Origin of the sequence: Desulfitobacterium hafniense DCB-2, assembly GCF_000021925.1 — a bacterium.
Taxonomy (GTDB): Bacteria; Bacillota; Desulfitobacteriia; order Desulfitobacteriales; family Desulfitobacteriaceae; genus Desulfitobacterium; species Desulfitobacterium hafniense.
On record NC_011830.1, the window covers coordinates 1,567,725 to 1,585,544 of the forward strand.

Below are 17,820 nucleotides of genomic sequence, written 5' to 3' on the forward strand. Positions count from 1 at the left end.
GGAAGCAATATGAATTTGGTTGGTATCGTCATGGGCAGTGATTCGGATTTTAACGTGATGGAGGATGCTATCAAAGTCCTGAAGGAATTCGGGGTAAGTTTTGAGGTCAAGGTGTCCTCTGCTCATCGAACTCTGGAAAGAACCTTGAATTGGGTTAAGGAATTTGAAGGACAGGGGGGCAAGGTGATTATTGCGGGGGCAGGAATGGCTGCCCACTTGCCCGGTGTCGTGGCCGGAGCGACGACTCTGCCGGTGATCGGGGTGCCTATTCGCAGCGGCGCCTTGGAGGGTGTGGACGCCCTCTATGCCATCGTCCAGATGCCTCCCGGCATTCCTGTGGCAACTGTAGGGATCAACGCGGCTAAGAATGCCGGACTCTTAGGGGTTCAGATGCTGGCCAATGCTGATGATCAGTTGAAAGAAGCTTTGCATAACTACCGGGTCAAGATGGCGCAAGGGGTGGAAGAGAAGGATAAAGCTCTGCAGGAGAAACTTCAAAAGTAATCCGGTTTTTATGAACAGCGACTTCGCCTCATTTGCAAGTATGCGTTTAGGGCAAACAAGTGGGTCGACAGTGTCTTCGGGCGAAGCAACAGGTGTGAAAGCAGTGCTTTCAGGGTTTTCTTTATTCTAAATAACCGATAAAGGGGTTTGCAGATGATTGAACGGTATACCCTTCCTGAGATGGGGAGGATCTGGACGGATGAACATCGGCTGGAGCTTTGGCTCAAGATTGAGATAGCAGCCTGTGAAGGCTGGGCAAAGCTGGGCAGGATTCCGGAAGATGCAGTTAAGGTGATCCGTGAGCGGGCGGCGTTTTCCTGGGAAAGAGTCAAGGAAATTGAAGAGATCACCCACCATGATGTGCTGGCTTTTACCACCAATGTAGCGGAATATGTAGGTGAGGAAGCTAAATACATTCACCTGGGTCTCACTTCTTCAGATGTTCTGGATACGGCTTTATCCCTGCAGATGGTGGAAGCTGCGGACATCTTGCTGGCGAAGCTGGTACGGCTGGAAGAAGTGCTGAAAGAGAGAGCTCTTGAGCATAAAGATACCTTGATGATGGGGAGAACCCATGGCATCCATGCGGAACCCATCACCATGGGGCTGAAATTTGCCTTGTGGTACGAGGAGATTAAACGCCAAATCAGCCGCCTGCAGTTTGCCCGGGAGGAGATTCGGGTGGGAAAAATCTCCGGGGCAGTGGGAACTTTTGCTAATGTTGAGCCTTTTGTGGAAGAATGGGTCTGTGAGTCCCTGGGATTAAAGGCGGATCCCATCTCCACCCAGGTCGTGCAGCGTGACCGCCACGCCTTTTACGTGACTGCTCTGGCCGGGGTAGCCAGCAGCTTGGACAGAATAGCCACAGAACTGCGCAATCTTCAGCGCACCGATGTTCATGAGGTGGAGGAACCATTTGCCAAAGGACAAAAGGGCTCTTCGGCAATGCCCCATAAGAAAAACCCTATCACCGGAGAAAGAATCTGCGGTATGGCCAGGGTTATCCGCAGCAATGCCCAGACTGCTTTAGAGAATGTGGCTCTTTGGCATGAGCGGGATATCTCCCATTCCTCGGCTGAGCGGATTATTCTGCCTGACAGCACCATTGCCTTGGATTATATGCTGGATAAAATGATTAAGCTGATCCAGGGATTGCGGGTTTACCCGGAAACCATGCAGGAAAATATCAATAAAGTAGTTGGCCTGATCTTCTCCCAAAGGGTTATGCTGAGCCTGGTGGAAAAAGGACTGAGCAGAGAAGACGCTTATGCCTGGACCCAAAGGAATGCTATGCAGGCTTGGGAGACTAAGGAGGCTTTCCAATCCTTGGTGCTTAAGGATCAGGATATTCGGAAGTATTTAGGCGAAGAGGAAATTGCCGAACTTTTCGATTACAGCTACCATACGAAGCATGTGGATACCATTTTCAAGAGAGTCGGGCTTCTTTAAATTTCTTTGGGAAACCAGCGTAGCTGAGGTGATGTACAGGCTGAAGCTGGTGGCAATTACTGTAGTGATTGGCATGAAACGATTTACATGAAGCAATTTATATGAGGAGAGTGTGCTATGGAAAAAGGCCAAATGTTATATGAAGGAAAAGCCAAGAAGGTTTATACAACCGATCAGGAAGGGATCTATTGGGTAGAGTATAAGGATGATGCCACTGCTTTTAACGGGGAGAAGAAAGGGACCATTGGGGATAAGGGAATAGTTAACAATCGTCTCTCCGCCCTCCTTTTCGAAGTTTTAGAAAAGACCGGGATCCCCACTCATTTTATAGAGCTGCTCAACGATCGGGAAATGCTGGTGCGCAAGCTGGAGATGATTCCCCTGGAAGTGGTGGTGCGCAATATTGCCGCCGGCAGCCTGGCCAAGCGTCTGGGAGTGGCAGAGGGGCTGAATTTATCACGGCCTGTGGTGGAACTGTACTACAAAGATGATGCTCTGGGAGATCCCTTTGTCAATGAGTCCCATTCCTTAGCGATGGGTTGGGCTGAACAATCAGACCTTAAAGAGATTCAGGAGCTGGGACTGAAAATCAATGGAGAGCTGCAAAAGATTTTGGACCAGGCCGGCATCATCTTGGTAGACTTTAAGCTGGAATTCGGCAAAGCGGAGGGTAAAGTCTATTTGGGAGATGAGATTTCACCCGATACCTGCCGCTTTTGGGATAAAGAAACTCAGGAAAAGCTGGATAAGGATCGTTTTCGCCGTGATCTGGGCAAGGTTGAAGAAGCCTATGCGGAAGTGTATCGACGTGTTAAAGAAGTCCTTAAGGATTAAAATTAGGAGGGCATCGCTTTGAGAGAACCCTGGGATGATAAACCCCATGAGGAATGCGGAGTATTCGGTATTTATGCGCCTGAGCAGGAGGTGGCCCGTCTCACCTATTTCGGGCTCTATGCCTTACAGCATCGGGGACAGGAAAGTGCAGGGATTGCTGTATCCAATGGCCGGGATATCCAAGTCCATAAAGGAATGGGACTGGTGGCGGAGGTCTTTTCGGAAAGAATTCTTAAGGAACTTGAACAGGACGGTAAAATGGCCATCGGCCATGTCCGTTATTCAACCACAGGTTCCAGTCTCCTGACCAATGCCCAACCCTTAGTGGTTCATTACCAAAAGGGTATGATGGCTCTGGCTCATAATGGCAACTTGACCAATGCGGGAGAATTGCGGGAGGAATTGGCTAAAGAAGGGGCAGTCTTTCAGACCACTGTTGACTCAGAGGTGATTGTCCAGCTGATCGCCCGCTACGGCCGGGGGAGCTTAGAGGATGCCCTCGTCAAAACCATGCTGGATTTGCAGGGAGCCTATGCTTTAGTAGTGGCTGCAGAAGACAAGATTCTGGGGATGCGCGACCCCCATGGCGTCCGCCCTTTATGTATTGGTCAGCTGGAAGGACGGTATGTTCTGGCTTCGGAAAGCTGTGGCCTGGATACTATCGGAGCGGAATTCGTGCGCGATGTTCAGCCTGGAGAGATTGTTACCATCGATGAGGAAGGGCTTCATTCCCGGCAGGGGTTTCCCGCCCAGAAAACAGCGGTCTGCGCCTTCGAATACATTTATTTTGCCCGTCCCGACAGTACCATGGATCAATTGAATGTGACCGAGAGCCGGAGGAGAATGGGTGTTGAGCTGGCCCGGGAATATCCTGTCGATGCCGATATTGTCATACCGGTACCTGATTCGGGGATGACCGCCGCTCTTGGCTATGCTGAGGAATCCGGCATCCCCTTTGCCCAGGGATTGCTGAAGAACCGATATGTGGGAAGAACCTTTATTCAACCCACCCAGGAAATGCGGGAAGTAGCGGTCCGCCTGAAGCTCAATGCCAATGCCCAAGTGATTAAGGGCAAGCGGGTCATTATGATCGATGACTCCATCGTGAGAGGAACCACCAGTTCCCGCATCGTCGAATTGCTGAGAAAGGTGGGAGCCAAGGAGGTCCATCTCCTCATCTGCTCGCCGCCGGTTCTTTATCCCTGTTACTATGGCATCGATACGGCGGAACGGGAGAAGCTGATTGCTACTCAGCTGGATCGGGAGGGGATACGTGACTATGTAGGAGCGGATTCTCTGCATTATCTATCGGAAGAGGGCGTTCAGCGGGCTTTAGGCGAGTTGTCAGTCTGTCTGGCCTGCTTTAATGGGGATTACCCTGCAGGGATACCTGCGGGAACCAGAGAGAAATGGGCAGAATTTAAAAGCAAGTGCTAAGAGATAACGCTGAGTGGGTTGCATAGAAAGGTGGTTCTGTAATGGGATATTCTTATCGGCAGGCCGGGGTGGACATTGATGCAGGAAACCAGGCGGTGGAACTGATGAAGCCGGCGGTAAAACGGACTGTTCGACCGGAGGTCATGGGCGGACTGGGTGGATTTGGCGGGCTGTTTGCCCTGGATCTTAAAAAATATCCGGAACCGGTTCTGGTCTCGGGAACGGACGGTGTGGGAACGAAGCTTAAGCTGGCGTTTCAGATGAACCGTCATGATACCATTGGCCAGGATGCAGTGGCTATGTGTGTCAATGATATATTAGTTCAAGGTGCGGAGCCTTTGTTCTTTCTCGATTATCTGGCCGTAGGAAAGCTGGTTCCGGAACGGGTAGCCCAGGTGGTCGGCGGAATCGCCAAGGGCTGTGAATTGGCGGGCTGTGCCCTGATTGGGGGAGAGACGGCAGAGATGCCGGGCTTTTATGACGAAGGGGAATACGATATTGCCGGTTTTGCTGTGGGGGCTGTGAATCGGCCTGACCTGATTGACGGTTCACAAATCCAGGCAGGGGATGTTCTGATCGGACTTCCTTCTTCAGGATTTCATAGCAATGGCTATTCCTTGGTTCGTAAAATTTTTACTCCTGACCTATGGGAGAAAAACTATCCGGAGCTGGGAGAAACCTTGGGTGAAGCTTTAATTAGGCCCACCCGGATTTATGTCAAGACTGTCCTGCCTCTGATCGAAAGCCGCAAAGTTCTTGGTATGGCCCATATTACCGGGGGAGGTCTTACGGAAAATATTCCCCGGATTCTCCCTGAAGGATTGGGAATAAAAATCGCTCGTTCGGCTTGGCAGGTCCCGGCCCTCTTCACCCTTTTGCAAAGGCTGGGTGAGGTGGAGGAAGCAGAAATGCTGCGCACCTTTAATATGGGTATTGGCTTTGTGCTGATCGTCCATCCTGAAGATGTCGATTTTATTCAGACTCAGCTTCAGGCAGCCGGTGAAAAGTGCTTTGTCTTAGGAGAGGTAAGCGGGCAAAGCGAAGGAGTGAGTTATCTTTGATGCGGATCGGAGTGCTTGCGTCAGGGCGCGGGAGTAATTTGCAAGCCTTGATTGAAGCCTGGAAGCTTGGCGAATTAAACGGGGAACTGGTGGCTGTGGGTTCGGATCATGAAGAGGCCCTGGCTCTCAAAAGAGCGGAAGAGGCTGGAATACCCCATGGTGCCTTTCCCTTGAGCCGGTTTTCTTCCCGCCAGGAGCAGGAGAAAGCGATCCTGACCTGGCTGCGGGAACAAAAGGTGGAGATTTTGGTCTTAGCCGGATTTATGAGGGTTTTAAGCAAGGAGTTTCTCCAGGATATTCAGATTCCTGTACTCAATATCCACCCCTCCCTTTTGCCCTCTTTCCAAGGATTGCATGCTCAAAGGCAAGCCCTTGACTACGGGGTCAAAATCTCCGGATGCACAGTTCATTTTGTGGATGAAGGTCTGGACAGCGGCCCCATTATTGCCCAAGAAGCGGTGCCGGTTTTGCCGGGGGATACGGAAGATTCCTTGTCTGCCCGTATCTTGGAAGCCGAGCACCGTCTTTATCCGGAAGCGGTAGGATGGGTGGTCGGTGGACGGATCAAAAGAAATGGGCGCATCGTAGTTAAGCTATAGGCATAGTAAAATAAAATGAGCAGTTGTAAAGGAATTGGATGGGGGTTTTTTGATGAATCGTCGAGCTGTGCTCAGTGTCTCCAATAAAACAGGTCTTGTGGAGCTTGCCCGAGGACTTGTGGAATTGGGCTTTGACTTGATTTCTACCGGCGGCACCTTTAAAACGTTGACCGAAGCGGGGCTGCCTGTTCGCTATGTTACCGAGGTCACGGGATTTCCGGAGATTCTGGATGGGCGGGTCAAGACCCTTCATCCCAGGATTCATGGGGGTATTTTGGCCAGGGCTACGGCAGAGCATTTGCAGCAGCTGGAGGACAATGGCATCGGGTTGATCGATCTTGTGGTGGTCAATCTCTATCCCTTTAAGGAGACCATTGCCAGGCCGGGGGTTTCGTTCCAGGAGGCTATTGAAAATATCGATATTGGCGGTCCTTCCATGGTTCGTGCGGCGGCAAAGAATCAGGAGCGGGTGAGTATCGTCGTCAATCCGGAGCGGTACCCGGAGGTGCTTCAGGCCCTGCGTGAGCAAGGGGAAATCTCTTATGATATGCGTAAACGTTTGGCGGCAGAGGCCTTTGCCCATACAGCCGAATATGATCAATGCATTGCCGGGTATTTGACTGCCGCACTTGCTGAGGAATCCGTTTCCTCTTCTTCTTCACCTTTCCCTGCAACCATAACACTTGGGGGCCAAAAGGCTCAGGATCTTCGCTATGGGGAAAACCCTGCTCAGAAGGCGGCCTTTTACCGGGGGGCGGATGCAGCGGGCACCTTGGCCTATGGTGAACAGATTCAGGGTAAAGAATTATCCTATAACAATTGGATGGATATGGACGCGGCCTGGGGGATTGTTCAGGATTTCAGTGAGCCGGCCTGTGCTATTATTAAGCATACCAATCCCTGCGGTACAGCCTTGGGGAAAACTGCTTTGGAAGCTTATGAAAAGGCCCTGGCAGCGGACCCGGTCTCGGCCTTTGGCGGAATTATTGCCTTTAACCGGACCGTCGATGCTGAATGTGCCGCCTCACTTAAGGCTCACTTCTATGAAGTTATCGTTGCCCATGAGTTCAGCTCTGACGCCAGGGCAATACTACAGGAAAAGAAAAACCTTCGTCTCGTCAAAGTAGCACAGGACGGGAAGCCAGCCCATACGCCCTGGAAAGTTCGTTCCATTCAAGGAGGATTTCTAATTCAGGAAGAGGATGAGGGGACTACGCCGATCTCCGCATGGGAAGTCGTCAGCAAGCGCCAACCTGAACCTGAAGAACTTCGTGAACTGGACTTTGCCTGGCGGGTGGTAAAGCATGTTAAATCCAATGCCATTGTACTGGCCAAAGCCGGTCAAACCCTTGGCGTGGGAGCGGGACAGATGAATCGGGTTGGCTCAGTTAAGATTGCTTTAGAACAGGCGGGGGATAAAGCCCAAGGGGCTTATCTGGCCTCCGATGCTTTTTTCCCATTCCCCGATTCCCTGGAGGAGGCGGCTAAGGCAGGAGTGCGGGCTGTGGTTCAACCGGGGGGCTCCGTCAGAGATGCTGAGGTTATCGAAGCGGCTGACCGTTTGAATTTGATTATGGTGTTTACGAACCGCCGTCACTTTAAGCACTGAGTATAGCTGTCATGTCGCTGTGCGGTTTTGGCAGAGAGTGAAAAGGCTCCTGCCTGGGTCGCGTAGCTTTACGCTCAACGCGTACTCCATAGCTCCGGGGCTGGTCTACTCGCTTTCTTAACAGCTACACCAAACCTCAGGGTAATACCTGATGTGAACCATGGCTTCGCTACGTTAAGAAAGCTTCGCTGACCCGACCGCCCCTCCGCTAAATCCGTACGCTTTTGTACGTAAAGCTACGTCTTGCGGGTCTCTTTTAGCTTTTCCTTAAGGACCTGGTTCCCGAGACTTTTTGTGAGGATTTCTTGGGTTGCCTTCAAAGCCTTTCCTAAGGTAGCCGACCTTGCCGCCCCAAGCGGCGTCGGCAAAGACGGAAAAAGCGACTTAAGCCGGGAGTCAGGCGACTTACTCCACCTTTCCCGCAACGCCCTGCCCGCTCAAACTCCAAAAACAGCCCAAGGATTTTGCTTTACGGTAGGAAGCGAATTTAAGCGAGCGGAAACAAAACTTCGCGAAAAGCACGCAGCGGAGAAAGGTTGGAAACAGGACGTTTCCAACCCGCCATTGAGCAGGAGCGATTTGGCGGGACGAAACCCGGACGAGGGTTTCGCCCAAGCCGCGACGCCACAGAGAATGACTCAGCGGCGCAGGTCCTTTCGGAGCGGAGGGCTTTGCGCGTTAGTTTTGTCCGCGCAGCTTATGGAGCGACCGGTGTAAAGCAAAATCCTGGAGAATCAGCTTTAGAGTTTTCCTGAAGCAGTCTAAATCAAATAGTAAAGAAGGTGCCCCATGGCTAAGAAAGTCTTAATAGTAGGCAATGGCGGCAGGGAGCACGCCCTTGCCTGGAAAATAGCCCAAAGCCCGGAGGTCGGGAAATTGTACGTTGCTCCGGGAAACGCCGGAACTCAGGAATGGAATGTGGCGATTGCGGCTACAGATATCCCCGGGTTGCTTGAATTTGCCCAAAAAGAAGGCATTGATTTGACAATTGTGGGCCCTGAGGCACCTTTGACTTTAGGGATTGTAGACGCTTTCCAAAAAGAAGGACTGAGGATTTTCGGACCCACTCAAGAAGCCGCCCGGCTGGAGGGCAGCAAATCTTTTGCTAAGGAAATCATGGAGGCGGCGGGGGTTCCCACAGCTCAAAGCCGGGTATTCTCTGAACCGGAGCAGGCTAAGGAATATATCAAACAGATGGGAGCACCGATCGTCTTAAAGGCCGATGGCTTAGCAGCCGGCAAAGGTGTGATTGTGGCCATGGATTTGGACACAGCTTTGACGGCTGTGGATGAGTTAATGGACGGCTCTTTAGGCGAATCGGGAAAATTGCTTCTGGTTGAAGAATATCTGGAAGGGCAGGAAGTGAGCTTGCTCTGTCTCTGTGATGGTGAGCATGCGGTTGCCTTAGTCCCTGTTCAGGACCATAAACGGGCTTTGGATGGGGATCTGGGCTTGAATACCGGCGGCATGGGTACCTATAGCCCCCCGCCTTTCTGGAATCCAGAGTTGGAAGAGGAGGCACTAAGAACCATCGTGCAGCCCACCTTACAAGTCATGAAGGATAAAGGGATGCCCTTTCAAGGAGTTCTTTTTGCCGGGCTGATGCTGACCAAGGACGGTCCGAAAACCTTGGAATTTAATGTCCGCTTCGGTGATCCGGAAACCCAAGTGGTGATGGCCCGTATGGAATCGGATTTATTCAAGGTTCTGTGGGCCTGTACGGAAGGACAGATCGAGAATCTAAAGCTGGCTTGGAAAAAAGAAACCGCACTCTGTATCGTTATGGCCGCACCGGGCTATCCCCTGGCCTATGCCAAAGGCATTCCGATCACTTTGCCTGAAGTCCCTGCTCAAGAGAGCGTGATTTTTCATGCCGGGACTGCCCTTTCCCAGGGGGGAGAACTGCAAAGCTCCGGCGGAAGGGTCTTGGGGGTAACGGCTTGGGGAGATGATCTTAACCAGGCCCGTCAATTGGGATATGCTTTAGTAGAAAAAATAAATTTCCCCGGCGCTCATTATCGGAAAGATATTGGGGTAAAAGGTCTTTAGTTCGGCTTTTCCTCCTGTGACCTTAGGTTGTCCTATCTTCATATAATGAAGGCAGGACGACGTTCAAGGGGGGAAGGGTGTGTACATCTATCGAAAAAGGTTCTTTTATCCAATCCATGTGGAAAGGCCCGATCCGGTCCTGGCTAAAGAATTGCTGGAGCATTATGGTGGAAGGGATGGAGAACTCACCCAGGCAGTTCAGTACTTAAATCATCAGGTTAATATAGACAACCGTTTTTTGCGTGAACTTTTGGGACTCATCATGGCGGAAGAACTTGCTCATTTAGAGACTTTATCGGCAATGATTACCAAGCTGGGCGGGGAGGTTACTCGCTTAAGTGATCATGAGGATACTCCCTGGTCTCTTTCCTATGTAAACCAGTACTCTGAACCGGATAAACTTTTGAAAGCAAACGCTGCTTTGGAAAAGAGAGCACGCCTTTTGTATGAGAAGCATGCAGCCATGACCCAGGATCCTGGGGTGAAACGTCTGCTTACTTTTTTAGCCCGGCGTGAAGGGGTTCATCAGAGGCTTCTCTATCGATGTTATAAGGTTCTGACTGAAGGGGGGACGTCAGAGCAGTATATGGAGATTATCTATGAGTATAAAATGAGCCTCCAGGTATTAGAGTAAGAAAGATAGTTCAGCTCCTTTTAATAAGTGATAGATCATGAAAGCAGGAAATTTGAAAATGCAAAAAGAAGCTTATCCCCAAGCTTCTTTATTTTTTTACTAAAATTTGCTAAACTATATAAAATTATCAGCAATTTGCCTAATAAAAATATCAGCTATTTGCACAGGAGGATAAAGATGAGTATATCACAACGAATAGAAAAATTACCGGTTAAGAGATTTCACTATATACTCCTTATCTCTGCAGGTTTGGGATGGATGTTCGATTCCATGGATACGGGCATTATTTCCTTTGTCCTGCCGGTGTTGATGAAGACTTGGGGGTTAACACCGGAACAGGTGGGAAATATCGGGAGTGTCGGCCTGTTAGGAATGGCTTTGGGAGCTATTCTGTCCGGGAGTGTGGCGGATCGAATCGGCAGAAAAAAGGTCTTTGCCTTTACCTTGGTGGTGTATTCTTTGGCTACCGGATTATGCGGCCTGGCCTGGAGCTATGCCTCCCTTTTGTTCTTTCGCTTTCTGGTGGGGTTTGGTTTGGGAGGGCAATTGCCGGTTGCGGTAACCTTGGTGAGTGAGTTCACTCCTGCTAAACACCGGGGAAAATTTCTGGTCCTTTTGGAGAGCTTCTGGGCTATAGGGTGGCTCCTGGCCTCCGTTATATCCTATCTGATCATTCCCAACTATGGTTGGCATATTGCTTTCTTCATTGGTGCCATTCCGGCTCTTTACGTTTTTTATCTCTGGAAGTACATCCCGGAGTCACCGCGGTTTCTTGAGGAACAGGGAAGAATCCAGGAGGCTGAGGCAGTGTACCGCCTGGTCGCCGGGGAGGCAGGACCTGACGTAAAGGCGGGCAGAACTGCTGAGGAGGCAAAACGTGAACACAGGCAGCCCCAGAAGGGGACGGCCAAGACTAAGGTGCTGAAGCGAGTCACGGTAGCGGAATTGTTTTCCCGGAAGTTCCTGCGCAGAACGGTGTTTCTCTGGCTGCTTTGGTTTGGAATCGTATATTCTTACTATGGAATTTTTACCTGGCTGCCCTCTATTCTTGCCTTAAAGGGTTTTTCCCTGACCAAGAGCTTCAGCTATGTTATTATTATGACCTTGGCGCAGATTCCCGGCTATTTCAGCGCGGCATTTCTGGTCGATCGCATTGGGCGCAAGCCTACCTTGGCCGCTTTCGTTTTAGGGACAGCGATCAGCGCTTATTTCTTTGGACTGGGCAACAGTGTAATGATGATTCTGGTCTTTGGTTCCCTCATGTCTTTCTTTAACCTTGGCGCCTGGGGAATTCTCTACACCTATACTCCTGAGCTTTATCCTACCAGAGCCCGGGGCACCGGTGCCGGTTGGGCCGCCGGGTTTGGCCGCATCGGCGGCATCTTAGCACCTATGGTGGTAGGCCGTATGCTGGGAGCGGAAATGCCTACGGAAACGGTTTTCCTGATGTTTGCCGGAGTGCTCATCCTCGTTGTGTTTAATGTCCTCATTCTTGGCGAAGAGACGAAAGGCCGGCCCATGGATGAACTATAGAATCTCCTTGGTGCGGTAATCCCAGAAGCGGTTGGATACCAGGCGGAGGCAGAAGGGATGTTTGCTCCAGTTTTCAATGTTGTCCAGGGAGAGCAGCAAAGCATAGGCTTGCCGGCAAGTACCCAGCAAAGGATAATTTTTGCATAGATAAGCAAGGTTGGCGAGAATGGCTTCCTGACGTTCCTGGTGGAAAAGGTTCTGCACATAGCGGCGGCTTAAAGGGCTTAGCCTGTATTGCGCCAGTTCGGAGGCTAAGGGTCTCAGCTCATCCCTGCTGAAGTTAATGACCGTCAGTTGAGGCAAATCTGCGATCAGATCCGCACCTTCTAAAAAGTTAAGGAGATGTTCCTGAATGATGAAGGGAGAGAAAGGGAATACTCCCGGAGTTTCGGCAAGAATGCGGATGCGCAACAGGTTTGCCCGCAGAAAATCGGATTCCTGGGAAACCGGACTGATGGGGGTCTTTTCCAGGTTGCGAATAATTTGCCCTAAATGGGCATTGCCTTCGCAGGCCAGGTATTCCCATTGAGGAAGCAGGGAAAGCAGGAGTTGGCCGAGATAGGCTCCCTTGGATTCAAATAGTTTATAGCGGGTCAAGGTCGTGAGGGTCTCCTCATTGGGCTCGGTTAGAATGTGGCGCAGCATTTCCGGGTGCATGCGCAAGCGGGTCTGAATTTTCTTATCGAAGGAATTCATAGAGATGTTCTCCTCATGTTCCAGAATGTTGATTAGTTCTTCATCCTGGGTAATTTGTCTATAGTGTGTGAGGAGTGACCCGTTCTATGCCATCAAAAATATGGTAATCATGGCAGGGGTAAGTACAGGCATTAAAGAAACTTATCCTTGGGTTAATTTAGGGGATATGATATAATTATTCCATTCCTAGGAATAAGGAAGTGGATTCATGGATAATGAGAAATTTCAGGATTTGATGCTGGAGCATTTTGGAAAAGTACTTAATGAATTAACTGGCATGAAGACGGAGCTGACTGAGGTAAAGCAAGATGTAGCAGGGATAAAGGCAGAGCTAACTGAAGTAAAGCAAGATGTAACCGGGTTGAAGGAATCTCAAACCAGGATGGAGACGGATCTAGTTGTCCTTAGGCAATCTCAGGTCAGGATGGAGCAAGACTTTGGTAGGAAGCTGGATATTCTTTTTTATGATTGGCGGGAGACTCAGAAACAGTTTAATGAGGAAGTCAAAAGTGAAATTAAGATTTTAGGTACTAAGGTTGAGGCTTTACAAATGGAATCCAGTAAACATGACCGAGAAATTAAGGATTTATACCTAGTGAATCTAGCCAAGGGTAAGAGCAAAGATTAAATCGTTAAGATTAAAATAGATATAGAATGCATAGCAATGAGAAAAGCCGCCCTCAGCTGAGGAACGGCTCTTTCTTTATGAGTTGAAGTAATAATTCTTAGAAGGCAGGAACGACAGCACCTTTGTAGGTATCTTCGATAAACTTCTTAACTTCTGGGGTGTTCAAAGCTTCCACTAATTTTTTGAGGTTGGGATCGTCTTTGCGATCTTCTTTAGCTACGACGATGTTGGCATAAGGAGAATCTTTGCCTTCAAGGACGATGGCATCCTCAGTGGGATTGAGGCCGGCTTCTAAAGCGTAGTTGGTGTTGATGACAGCTCCGGCAATTTTGGGGTCGGTAAGAGCATGGGGGAGCTGAGCAGCCTCAATAGCTTGAATTTTTAGCTTTTTCGGGTTCTCAGCGATATCCAATTCTGTTGCGGTAACACCGGCACCGTCTTTAAGTTTAATCAATCCGGCTTGTTCTAAGACGGCTAAAGCGCGGCCGCCATTGGAGGGATCGTTAGGGATAGCAATAGCATCACCGTCTTTGAGCTCATCGATTTTGGTTACTTTTTCAGAGTAGAAGCCCATGGGCTCAATATGCACAGTGCCGATGATCGCCAGCTTCATGCCTTGAGCAAGGTAGGTATCCAGGTAAGGAGTGTGTTGAAAGTAGTTGGCGTCGAGTAATCCGTCGTTAACGGCTGGGTTGGGAAGAGCATAATCCGTAAAATCAACAATTTCCAGATTGATGCCTTGTTCTGCTAATTTGGGTTTGACGAATTCAAGCACTTCGGCATGGGGAACGGGGGTAGCGCCTACTTTGATCGTCACAGGCTCATTGGCATTACCGGAGGCGGGTGGGGTATCGGTTTTCTGAGGGGTGCTTCCGCACCCGGTAAGTACCAAGGATAGGGCTACTACGGAGCCGATAATTAAAGTCGAGAGTTTACGTTTCATTCTTATTTCCTCCTTAAATTCTTCTTTCTTTTCCTCTGAAGATACACATGAAGACATTTTTTGTGAGATACCCTTCATTGTGAGATACCCTTGAGAAGATATATGCTCAAGCCTCCTCCCCAAAGAACTTGACAGGAGTACCGGTATCGCCCGCCATGAATTTGAGTGAGCGCTTGGAACATGCTTAGTGGTTACTAATCCGGCGAGCCAGTTTGGTGCCAAAGAGTTGAACCAATTGGACGATAATCACGAGAATGATGACGGTCATAATCATCACGTCGGTCCGAAAACGTTGATGCCCGTAGCGGATAGCCACGTCTCCTAAGCCACCGGCTCCTATGGTCCCCGCCATGGCGGTATAGCCGACGACGCTGATCGTGGTGATGGCGGCGCCTAAGATGAGAGAGGCCTTGGCTTCAGGCAAAAGAACTTTACGGATAATCTGCCAAGGGGAAGAGCCCATGGATAGGGCCGCTTCAATGACTCCGTAAGGAATTTCTTTAAGCGAACTCTCCACCATGCGGGCCACGAAAGGTGCTGTGGCAAAGACCAGAGGGATTATTGCAGCGTCGGTACCGATGTATGTGCCCATGATGGCTTGAGTGACAGGAATCAAAGCCAGAAGCAAAACGATAAAAGGTGCCGAGCGAAAGATGTTGATCACTGTGCCGAGGGTGCGTTCTATCCAAGGATTCGGCGAGATATGATCGGGAGAAGAGATGACCAGAATGACCCCCAGAGGAACACCAAGAAGATAAGCCAGCAGAGTAGAGGCCATAACCATGTATAGGGTCTCTCCTGTAGCAGGGACCAGAAGTTGATAGATGGTTTCCCAGTATTGAGGGTTGGTAAAATCAAACATTTTGGATCACCTCCACTTTGAGTTCGCGCTGGGCTAGATATTGATGAGCTAAAGCCAGTTGTCCGGGATCTCCCTGCAGCTCCAAGGTTAAGGTGCCAAAGAGAGTGGAGCGGAGGTGGTCGATGCTTCCATAAAGGATATTGGCCCGAACCTCGCATTCTTTCATAAGGTCGGCAATGATGGGGTCCGATGCCCGTGAACCCAGGAATTGGATGCGCACAATCTGAGAATTGGGATGAGTGGCCAGTTCACGAAGCAAATCTTCAGGGAGTTCATTGGGAAATACAGTGGAGATGAATTCCTTGGCGACGCTGGACTGGGGTTGAATAAAGACGGATTCCACAGGCCCTTGTTCAGCGATTTTTGACTCATGGATGACGGCCACATCGGTGCAGATCTCTTTAACCACTTTCATTTCGTGAGTAATCATAATAATGGTTAAGCCGAAACGCTGATTGATATCCTTTAAGAGATTCAAGATAGATAAAGTGGTTTGGGGGTCAAGGGCGGAAGTGGCCTCATCGCAAAGGAGCACTTTAGGGTTGGTGGCCAGCGCACGGGCAATCCCCACTCTTTGCTTTTGACCGCCGCTGAGCTGGGAAGGGTAGACATGGGCCTTATCCTCCAAGCCTACTAGGGGAAGCAGCTCCTTAACCCTCTCTGCTATCTCTGGTTTTTTAAAACCGGCAATTTCTAAAGGAAAAGCAATATTATCAAAAACGGTGCGGGACTGGAGCAGATGGAAGTGCTGAAAGATCATGCCGATCTTTTGGCGGGCTTGCCGGAGCTCTGCCGCGGACATGGCTGTTAAATTCTGACCATCGATGATGATTTTACCCCCGGTGGGCTCTTCCAAGCGATTGATGCAACGGACCAGGGTGCTTTTACCGGCACCGCTTAAACCGATGATGCCGTAAATCGCTCCTTTGGGAATATGCAGGGAGATATCTTCAATGGCTGTAACTTGCTCTTTGCGGGAGGTGTAAACCTTTGTTAAGTTCTCAATTCTAATCAACGCTGTTCCCCCTCGTTAGGTTCTAACTGAATATAACAAAAAACTCCACGAGGAAATCCGCAGAGTTATAGTCGGGTTTCCTCTCATCTCCCAGTATTTCCTGCAGGATTTAGCACCGTGCATTTTCATGTCGGTTGCCGGGTTTCATCGGGCCAGTCCCTCCACCTACTCTGGATAAGAGTGTTTATTAACTTTGTACCAAGTTTCAGTCGAAATCTTGATAGACACTATATTAACATAAAGCATAGAGTCTTGGCAAGTAATTTTTTCAATAGAAAGTTCTGGAAGGTTAAACAAATTTTCTGAAGAGAGGCTATGAATATTGACAAGGGCCCTATACTTTAATAAATTAAAGTATAGAAGTATAAGGAGATGATCGATGATGGATGAATATAAAGACGATGATTTCAAGGGAATTGATCAGCGCCTGCGTGATTCCTCAACGGATGCGCTTTTTGACGCTATTTTATTATTAAAGGATCGGGAAGAGTGCTATAGGTTCTTTCAGGATATCGCTACGGTGGCGGAGATTAAGTCTTTGGCTCAGCGTCTGGAAGTGGCCAAACTTCTGGAGAAGAATGTGACCTATACCACCATCGCCCAATCCACAGGTGCCAGTACGGCGACTATCAGCCGGGTTAAGCGGTGCCTGTACTTTGGGGCCGACGGTTATCAGATGGTCCTGAAGCGTCTGGAGGAGAAGGAAAAGGGGGGGGATTAATATGCTGCGAAGTTCTCTGGGCTTAAGAATCCCGGAAGGGATGCATGATCTTCTTCCTGATGAGTTAGCCTTACAAGAGCGGGCAGAGGCCTCTGCGCTGGATTTATTCAAAGCATGGGCTTATCAGAAGGTTGTCACTCCGACCTTGGAGTATGGGGCATGCATCCAGCCGGTCGAAGAGGAAGAGGATAGTTTTTTTAAGCTCTTTGATCGTCAGGGCCATGTCCTGGTGCTGCGTCCGGAGTTAACCACTCCCATCGCCCGGATGGTCAGCACCCGGATGCGGGGGACTACCTTTCCTTTGCGCTTATGTTACGCAGCAGATGTCTTCCGCTATTCTAAATCTCATAAACAAGAATTCAGGCAGGTGGGAGTGGAGCTGATTGGCTCGGCCTCTCCTGCGGCGGATGCCGAAGTGGTCGCCTTAGCGATTGAAGCTCTCCGCCAAATCGGCGGCATGGACTTTCAAATCAATTTGGGACATATGGGGATCTTTACCGGTATTATGGCCGAGTTGGGGGTTCCTCAGGAATTCCAGCTCCATTATCAGGAGAAGCTGGCCCGCAAGGATTTTGTGGGGATTGAGCGGTTGGTTAAGGACTACGGTTTTGAATTAAAGGTTCAGGACGTTCTTTTAAAGCTTCCCCATCTTCACGGCCAAGAGGATATGCTGGATCAGGTTCTGGAGTGGAGCCGGCGGCCTTCCCTGCTGGAAGCGGTGGCTGCCCTGAGGCAGGTCTATCGGTACTTAAAGGATTTCGGAGTCCAGGATTATGTGTCTCTGGATTTGGGTATTCTGCGCGGCTTCAGCTATTATACGGGGGCGGTCTTTGAAGGCTATGTTCCCGGAGTGGGTTTCCCCGTTGTTGAGGGAGGGCGCTATGACGCTCTGTACGGTGAATTTGGGGAGGATGTCCCGGCCACTGGTTTTGCGATCAATCTCAAGGCGATCATCGAACAAATGGCCTGCTCCAATGCTGAAAGCCCGGAGGTTTTTGTCTGCGGCAGTGATGTTTCCCAAGTGATCGCCGAAGCTCGGAAACTCCGCCAAACGGGGAAACGAGTGGAGATGTGTCTGGAACCTCTGACTCGGGAACAAGCTGTAGCATCAGCCGACCGTAAAGGAATTAAGGAAATAGTGTGCGTAAGGTGATTAAAGACATGCTTCCGGTTGATTGGAGTTAGGTTAGGATTTAGCAGATAATGAAGCATAACAGACCTCGCATGCGTTTTTTAATTTCCCCTA

General features: G+C 49.8%; 18 protein-coding genes and 1 riboswitch. Of the genes, 14 read left to right on the plus strand and 4 right to left on the minus strand.

Translation table 11 applies throughout. The features are described from left to right. Positions 1 to 9 precede the first annotated feature (9 nt). The 11 genes from purE (at position 10) to DHAF_RS07395 (ending at position 11,709) form a co-directional block, all read left to right on the plus strand. Positions 10 to 504 (plus strand): 5-(carboxyamino)imidazole ribonucleotide mutase, encoded by a 495-nt coding sequence (gene purE, locus DHAF_RS07345; RefSeq protein WP_005817242.1) that lies wholly within the window; start codon positions 10 to 12, stop codon positions 502 to 504. Between the two features lie 153 nt (positions 505 to 657). After that, positions 658 to 1,953, plus strand: a complete 1,296-nt coding sequence (gene purB / locus DHAF_RS07350) for an adenylosuccinate lyase (protein ID WP_015943457.1) — start codon at positions 658 to 660, stop codon at positions 1,951 to 1,953. A gap of 117 nt (positions 1,954 to 2,070) precedes the next feature. Next, the gene (gene purC, locus DHAF_RS07355) at positions 2,071 to 2,787 is read left to right on the plus strand and encodes a phosphoribosylaminoimidazolesuccinocarboxamide synthase (RefSeq protein ID WP_015943458.1); all 717 of its coding nucleotides are present in this window, start codon (positions 2,071 to 2,073) and stop codon (positions 2,785 to 2,787) included. 18 nt (positions 2,788 to 2,805) lie between these two features. After that, positions 2,806 to 4,224 (plus strand): amidophosphoribosyltransferase, encoded by a 1,419-nt coding sequence (gene purF / locus DHAF_RS07360; protein WP_011461475.1) that lies wholly within the window; start codon positions 2,806 to 2,808, stop codon positions 4,222 to 4,224. Positions 4,225 to 4,265: 41 nt separating this feature from the next. Continuing rightward, positions 4,266 to 5,285 (plus strand): phosphoribosylformylglycinamidine cyclo-ligase, encoded by a 1,020-nt coding sequence (purM, locus tag DHAF_RS07365; protein WP_011461474.1) that lies wholly within the window; start codon positions 4,266 to 4,268, stop codon positions 5,283 to 5,285. Continuing rightward, the gene (gene purN, locus DHAF_RS07370) at positions 5,285 to 5,884 is read left to right on the plus strand and encodes a phosphoribosylglycinamide formyltransferase (RefSeq protein WP_041271927.1); all 600 of its coding nucleotides are present in this window, start codon (positions 5,285 to 5,287) and stop codon (positions 5,882 to 5,884) included. Before purM ends, purN begins: the two co-directional genes overlap by 1 nt. A gap of 52 nt (positions 5,885 to 5,936) precedes the next feature. Then, a complete protein-coding gene (gene purH, locus DHAF_RS07375) occupies positions 5,937 to 7,493 on the plus strand; it encodes a bifunctional phosphoribosylaminoimidazolecarboxamide formyltransferase/IMP cyclohydrolase (protein WP_005817232.1) in 1,557 nt (518 codons plus the stop codon). A gap of 294 nt (positions 7,494 to 7,787) precedes the next feature. Further along, positions 7,788 to 8,210: a hypothetical protein gene (locus tag DHAF_RS26745; RefSeq protein WP_018306665.1), complete on the plus strand. Its 423-nt coding sequence runs from the start codon at positions 7,788 to 7,790 to the stop codon at positions 8,208 to 8,210. Between the two features lie 72 nt (positions 8,211 to 8,282). Continuing rightward, complete coding sequence (gene purD, locus DHAF_RS07385) at positions 8,283 to 9,542, plus strand: phosphoribosylamine--glycine ligase (protein ID WP_015943461.1); 1,260 nt, start codon at positions 8,283 to 8,285, stop codon at positions 9,540 to 9,542. A gap of 79 nt (positions 9,543 to 9,621) precedes the next feature. Beyond that, complete coding sequence (locus tag DHAF_RS07390; RefSeq protein ID WP_011461471.1) at positions 9,622 to 10,176, plus strand: manganese catalase family protein; 555 nt, start codon at positions 9,622 to 9,624, stop codon at positions 10,174 to 10,176. Positions 10,177 to 10,353: 177 nt separating this feature from the next. Continuing rightward, positions 10,354 to 11,709: an MFS transporter gene (locus tag DHAF_RS07395; RefSeq protein ID WP_015943462.1), complete on the plus strand. Its 1,356-nt coding sequence runs from the start codon at positions 10,354 to 10,356 to the stop codon at positions 11,707 to 11,709. Here DHAF_RS07395 and DHAF_RS07400 read toward each other — a convergent pair. After that, the gene (locus DHAF_RS07400; RefSeq protein ID WP_005817226.1) at positions 11,704 to 12,405 is read right to left on the minus strand and encodes a hypothetical protein; all 702 of its coding nucleotides are present in this window, start codon (positions 12,403 to 12,405) and stop codon (positions 11,704 to 11,706) included. The genes DHAF_RS07395 and DHAF_RS07400 overlap by 6 nt on opposite strands. A gap of 208 nt (positions 12,406 to 12,613) precedes the next feature. Here DHAF_RS07400 and DHAF_RS07405 point away from each other — a divergent pair, with 208 nt between their 5' ends. Next, positions 12,614 to 13,033, plus strand: a complete 420-nt coding sequence (locus tag DHAF_RS07405) for a hypothetical protein (protein WP_015943463.1) — start codon at positions 12,614 to 12,616, stop codon at positions 13,031 to 13,033. 97 nt (positions 13,034 to 13,130) lie between these two features. Here DHAF_RS07405 and DHAF_RS07410 read toward each other — a convergent pair whose 3' ends face one another. From DHAF_RS07410 to DHAF_RS07420, 3 genes are all read right to left on the minus strand, one after another. Next, positions 13,131 to 13,976 carry a MetQ/NlpA family ABC transporter substrate-binding protein gene (locus tag DHAF_RS07410; RefSeq protein ID WP_015943464.1) on the minus strand — a complete coding sequence of 282 codons (846 nt, stop codon included), beginning with the start codon at positions 13,974 to 13,976 and terminating at the stop codon, positions 13,131 to 13,133. Positions 13,977 to 14,160: 184 nt separating this feature from the next. Then, the gene (locus DHAF_RS07415; RefSeq protein ID WP_015943465.1) at positions 14,161 to 14,838 is read right to left on the minus strand and encodes a methionine ABC transporter permease; all 678 of its coding nucleotides are present in this window, start codon (positions 14,836 to 14,838) and stop codon (positions 14,161 to 14,163) included. Further along, positions 14,831 to 15,853 (minus strand): methionine ABC transporter ATP-binding protein, encoded by a 1,023-nt coding sequence (locus DHAF_RS07420; protein ID WP_015943466.1) that lies wholly within the window; start codon positions 15,851 to 15,853, stop codon positions 14,831 to 14,833. The genes DHAF_RS07415 and DHAF_RS07420 overlap by 8 nt, the downstream gene beginning before the upstream one ends. 80 nt (positions 15,854 to 15,933) lie before the next feature. Next, positions 15,934 to 16,034: riboswitch (SAM riboswitch) on the minus strand. Positions 16,035 to 16,232: 198 nt separating this feature from the next. On the opposite strand from DHAF_RS07420, the gene DHAF_RS07425 reads away from it, so the two are divergent. After that, on the plus strand, positions 16,233 to 16,574 hold the full coding sequence (locus DHAF_RS07425) for a YerC/YecD family TrpR-related protein (protein ID WP_015943467.1): 342 nt from the start codon (positions 16,233 to 16,235) through the stop codon (positions 16,572 to 16,574). A 1-nt stretch (position 16,575) separates the two neighbouring features. After that, complete coding sequence (hisZ, locus tag DHAF_RS07430; RefSeq protein WP_015943468.1) at positions 16,576 to 17,727, plus strand: ATP phosphoribosyltransferase regulatory subunit; 1,152 nt, start codon at positions 16,576 to 16,578, stop codon at positions 17,725 to 17,727. The last annotated feature ends 93 nt before the right edge of the window (positions 17,728 to 17,820 follow it).

Excerpts from the sequence above, each read along its gene's own strand:
- purM (WP_011461474.1), top strand. The coding sequence starts at position 4,266 with ATGGGATATTCTTATCGGCAGGCCGGGGTGGACATTGATGCAGGAAAC.
- purN (WP_041271927.1), top strand. The coding sequence starts at position 5,285 with ATGCGGATCGGAGTGCTTGCGTCAGGGCGCGGGAGTAATTTGCAAGCC.
- hisZ (WP_015943468.1), top strand. The coding sequence starts at position 16,576 with ATGCTGCGAAGTTCTCTGGGCTTAAGAATCCCGGAAGGGATGCATGAT.
- purH (WP_005817232.1), top strand. The coding sequence starts at position 5,937 with ATGAATCGTCGAGCTGTGCTCAGTGTCTCCAATAAAACAGGTCTTGTG.
- purB (WP_015943457.1), top strand. The coding sequence starts at position 658 with ATGATTGAACGGTATACCCTTCCTGAGATGGGGAGGATCTGGACGGAT.
- purE (WP_005817242.1), top strand. The coding sequence starts at position 10 with ATGAATTTGGTTGGTATCGTCATGGGCAGTGATTCGGATTTTAACGTG.
- DHAF_RS07415 (WP_015943465.1), bottom strand. The coding sequence starts at position 14,838 with ATGTTTGATTTTACCAACCCTCAATACTGGGAAACCATCTATCAACTT.
- purD (WP_015943461.1), top strand. The coding sequence starts at position 8,283 with ATGGCTAAGAAAGTCTTAATAGTAGGCAATGGCGGCAGGGAGCACGCC.
- DHAF_RS07395 (WP_015943462.1), top strand. The coding sequence starts at position 10,354 with ATGAGTATATCACAACGAATAGAAAAATTACCGGTTAAGAGATTTCAC.
- purC (WP_015943458.1), top strand. The coding sequence starts at position 2,071 with ATGGAAAAAGGCCAAATGTTATATGAAGGAAAAGCCAAGAAGGTTTAT.
- DHAF_RS07410 (WP_015943464.1), bottom strand. The coding sequence starts at position 13,976 with ATGAAACGTAAACTCTCGACTTTAATTATCGGCTCCGTAGTAGCCCTA.
- DHAF_RS07405 (WP_015943463.1), top strand. The coding sequence starts at position 12,614 with ATGGATAATGAGAAATTTCAGGATTTGATGCTGGAGCATTTTGGAAAA.
- DHAF_RS07425 (WP_015943467.1), top strand. The coding sequence starts at position 16,233 with ATGATGGATGAATATAAAGACGATGATTTCAAGGGAATTGATCAGCGC.
- DHAF_RS07400 (WP_005817226.1), bottom strand. The coding sequence starts at position 12,405 with ATGAATTCCTTCGATAAGAAAATTCAGACCCGCTTGCGCATGCACCCG.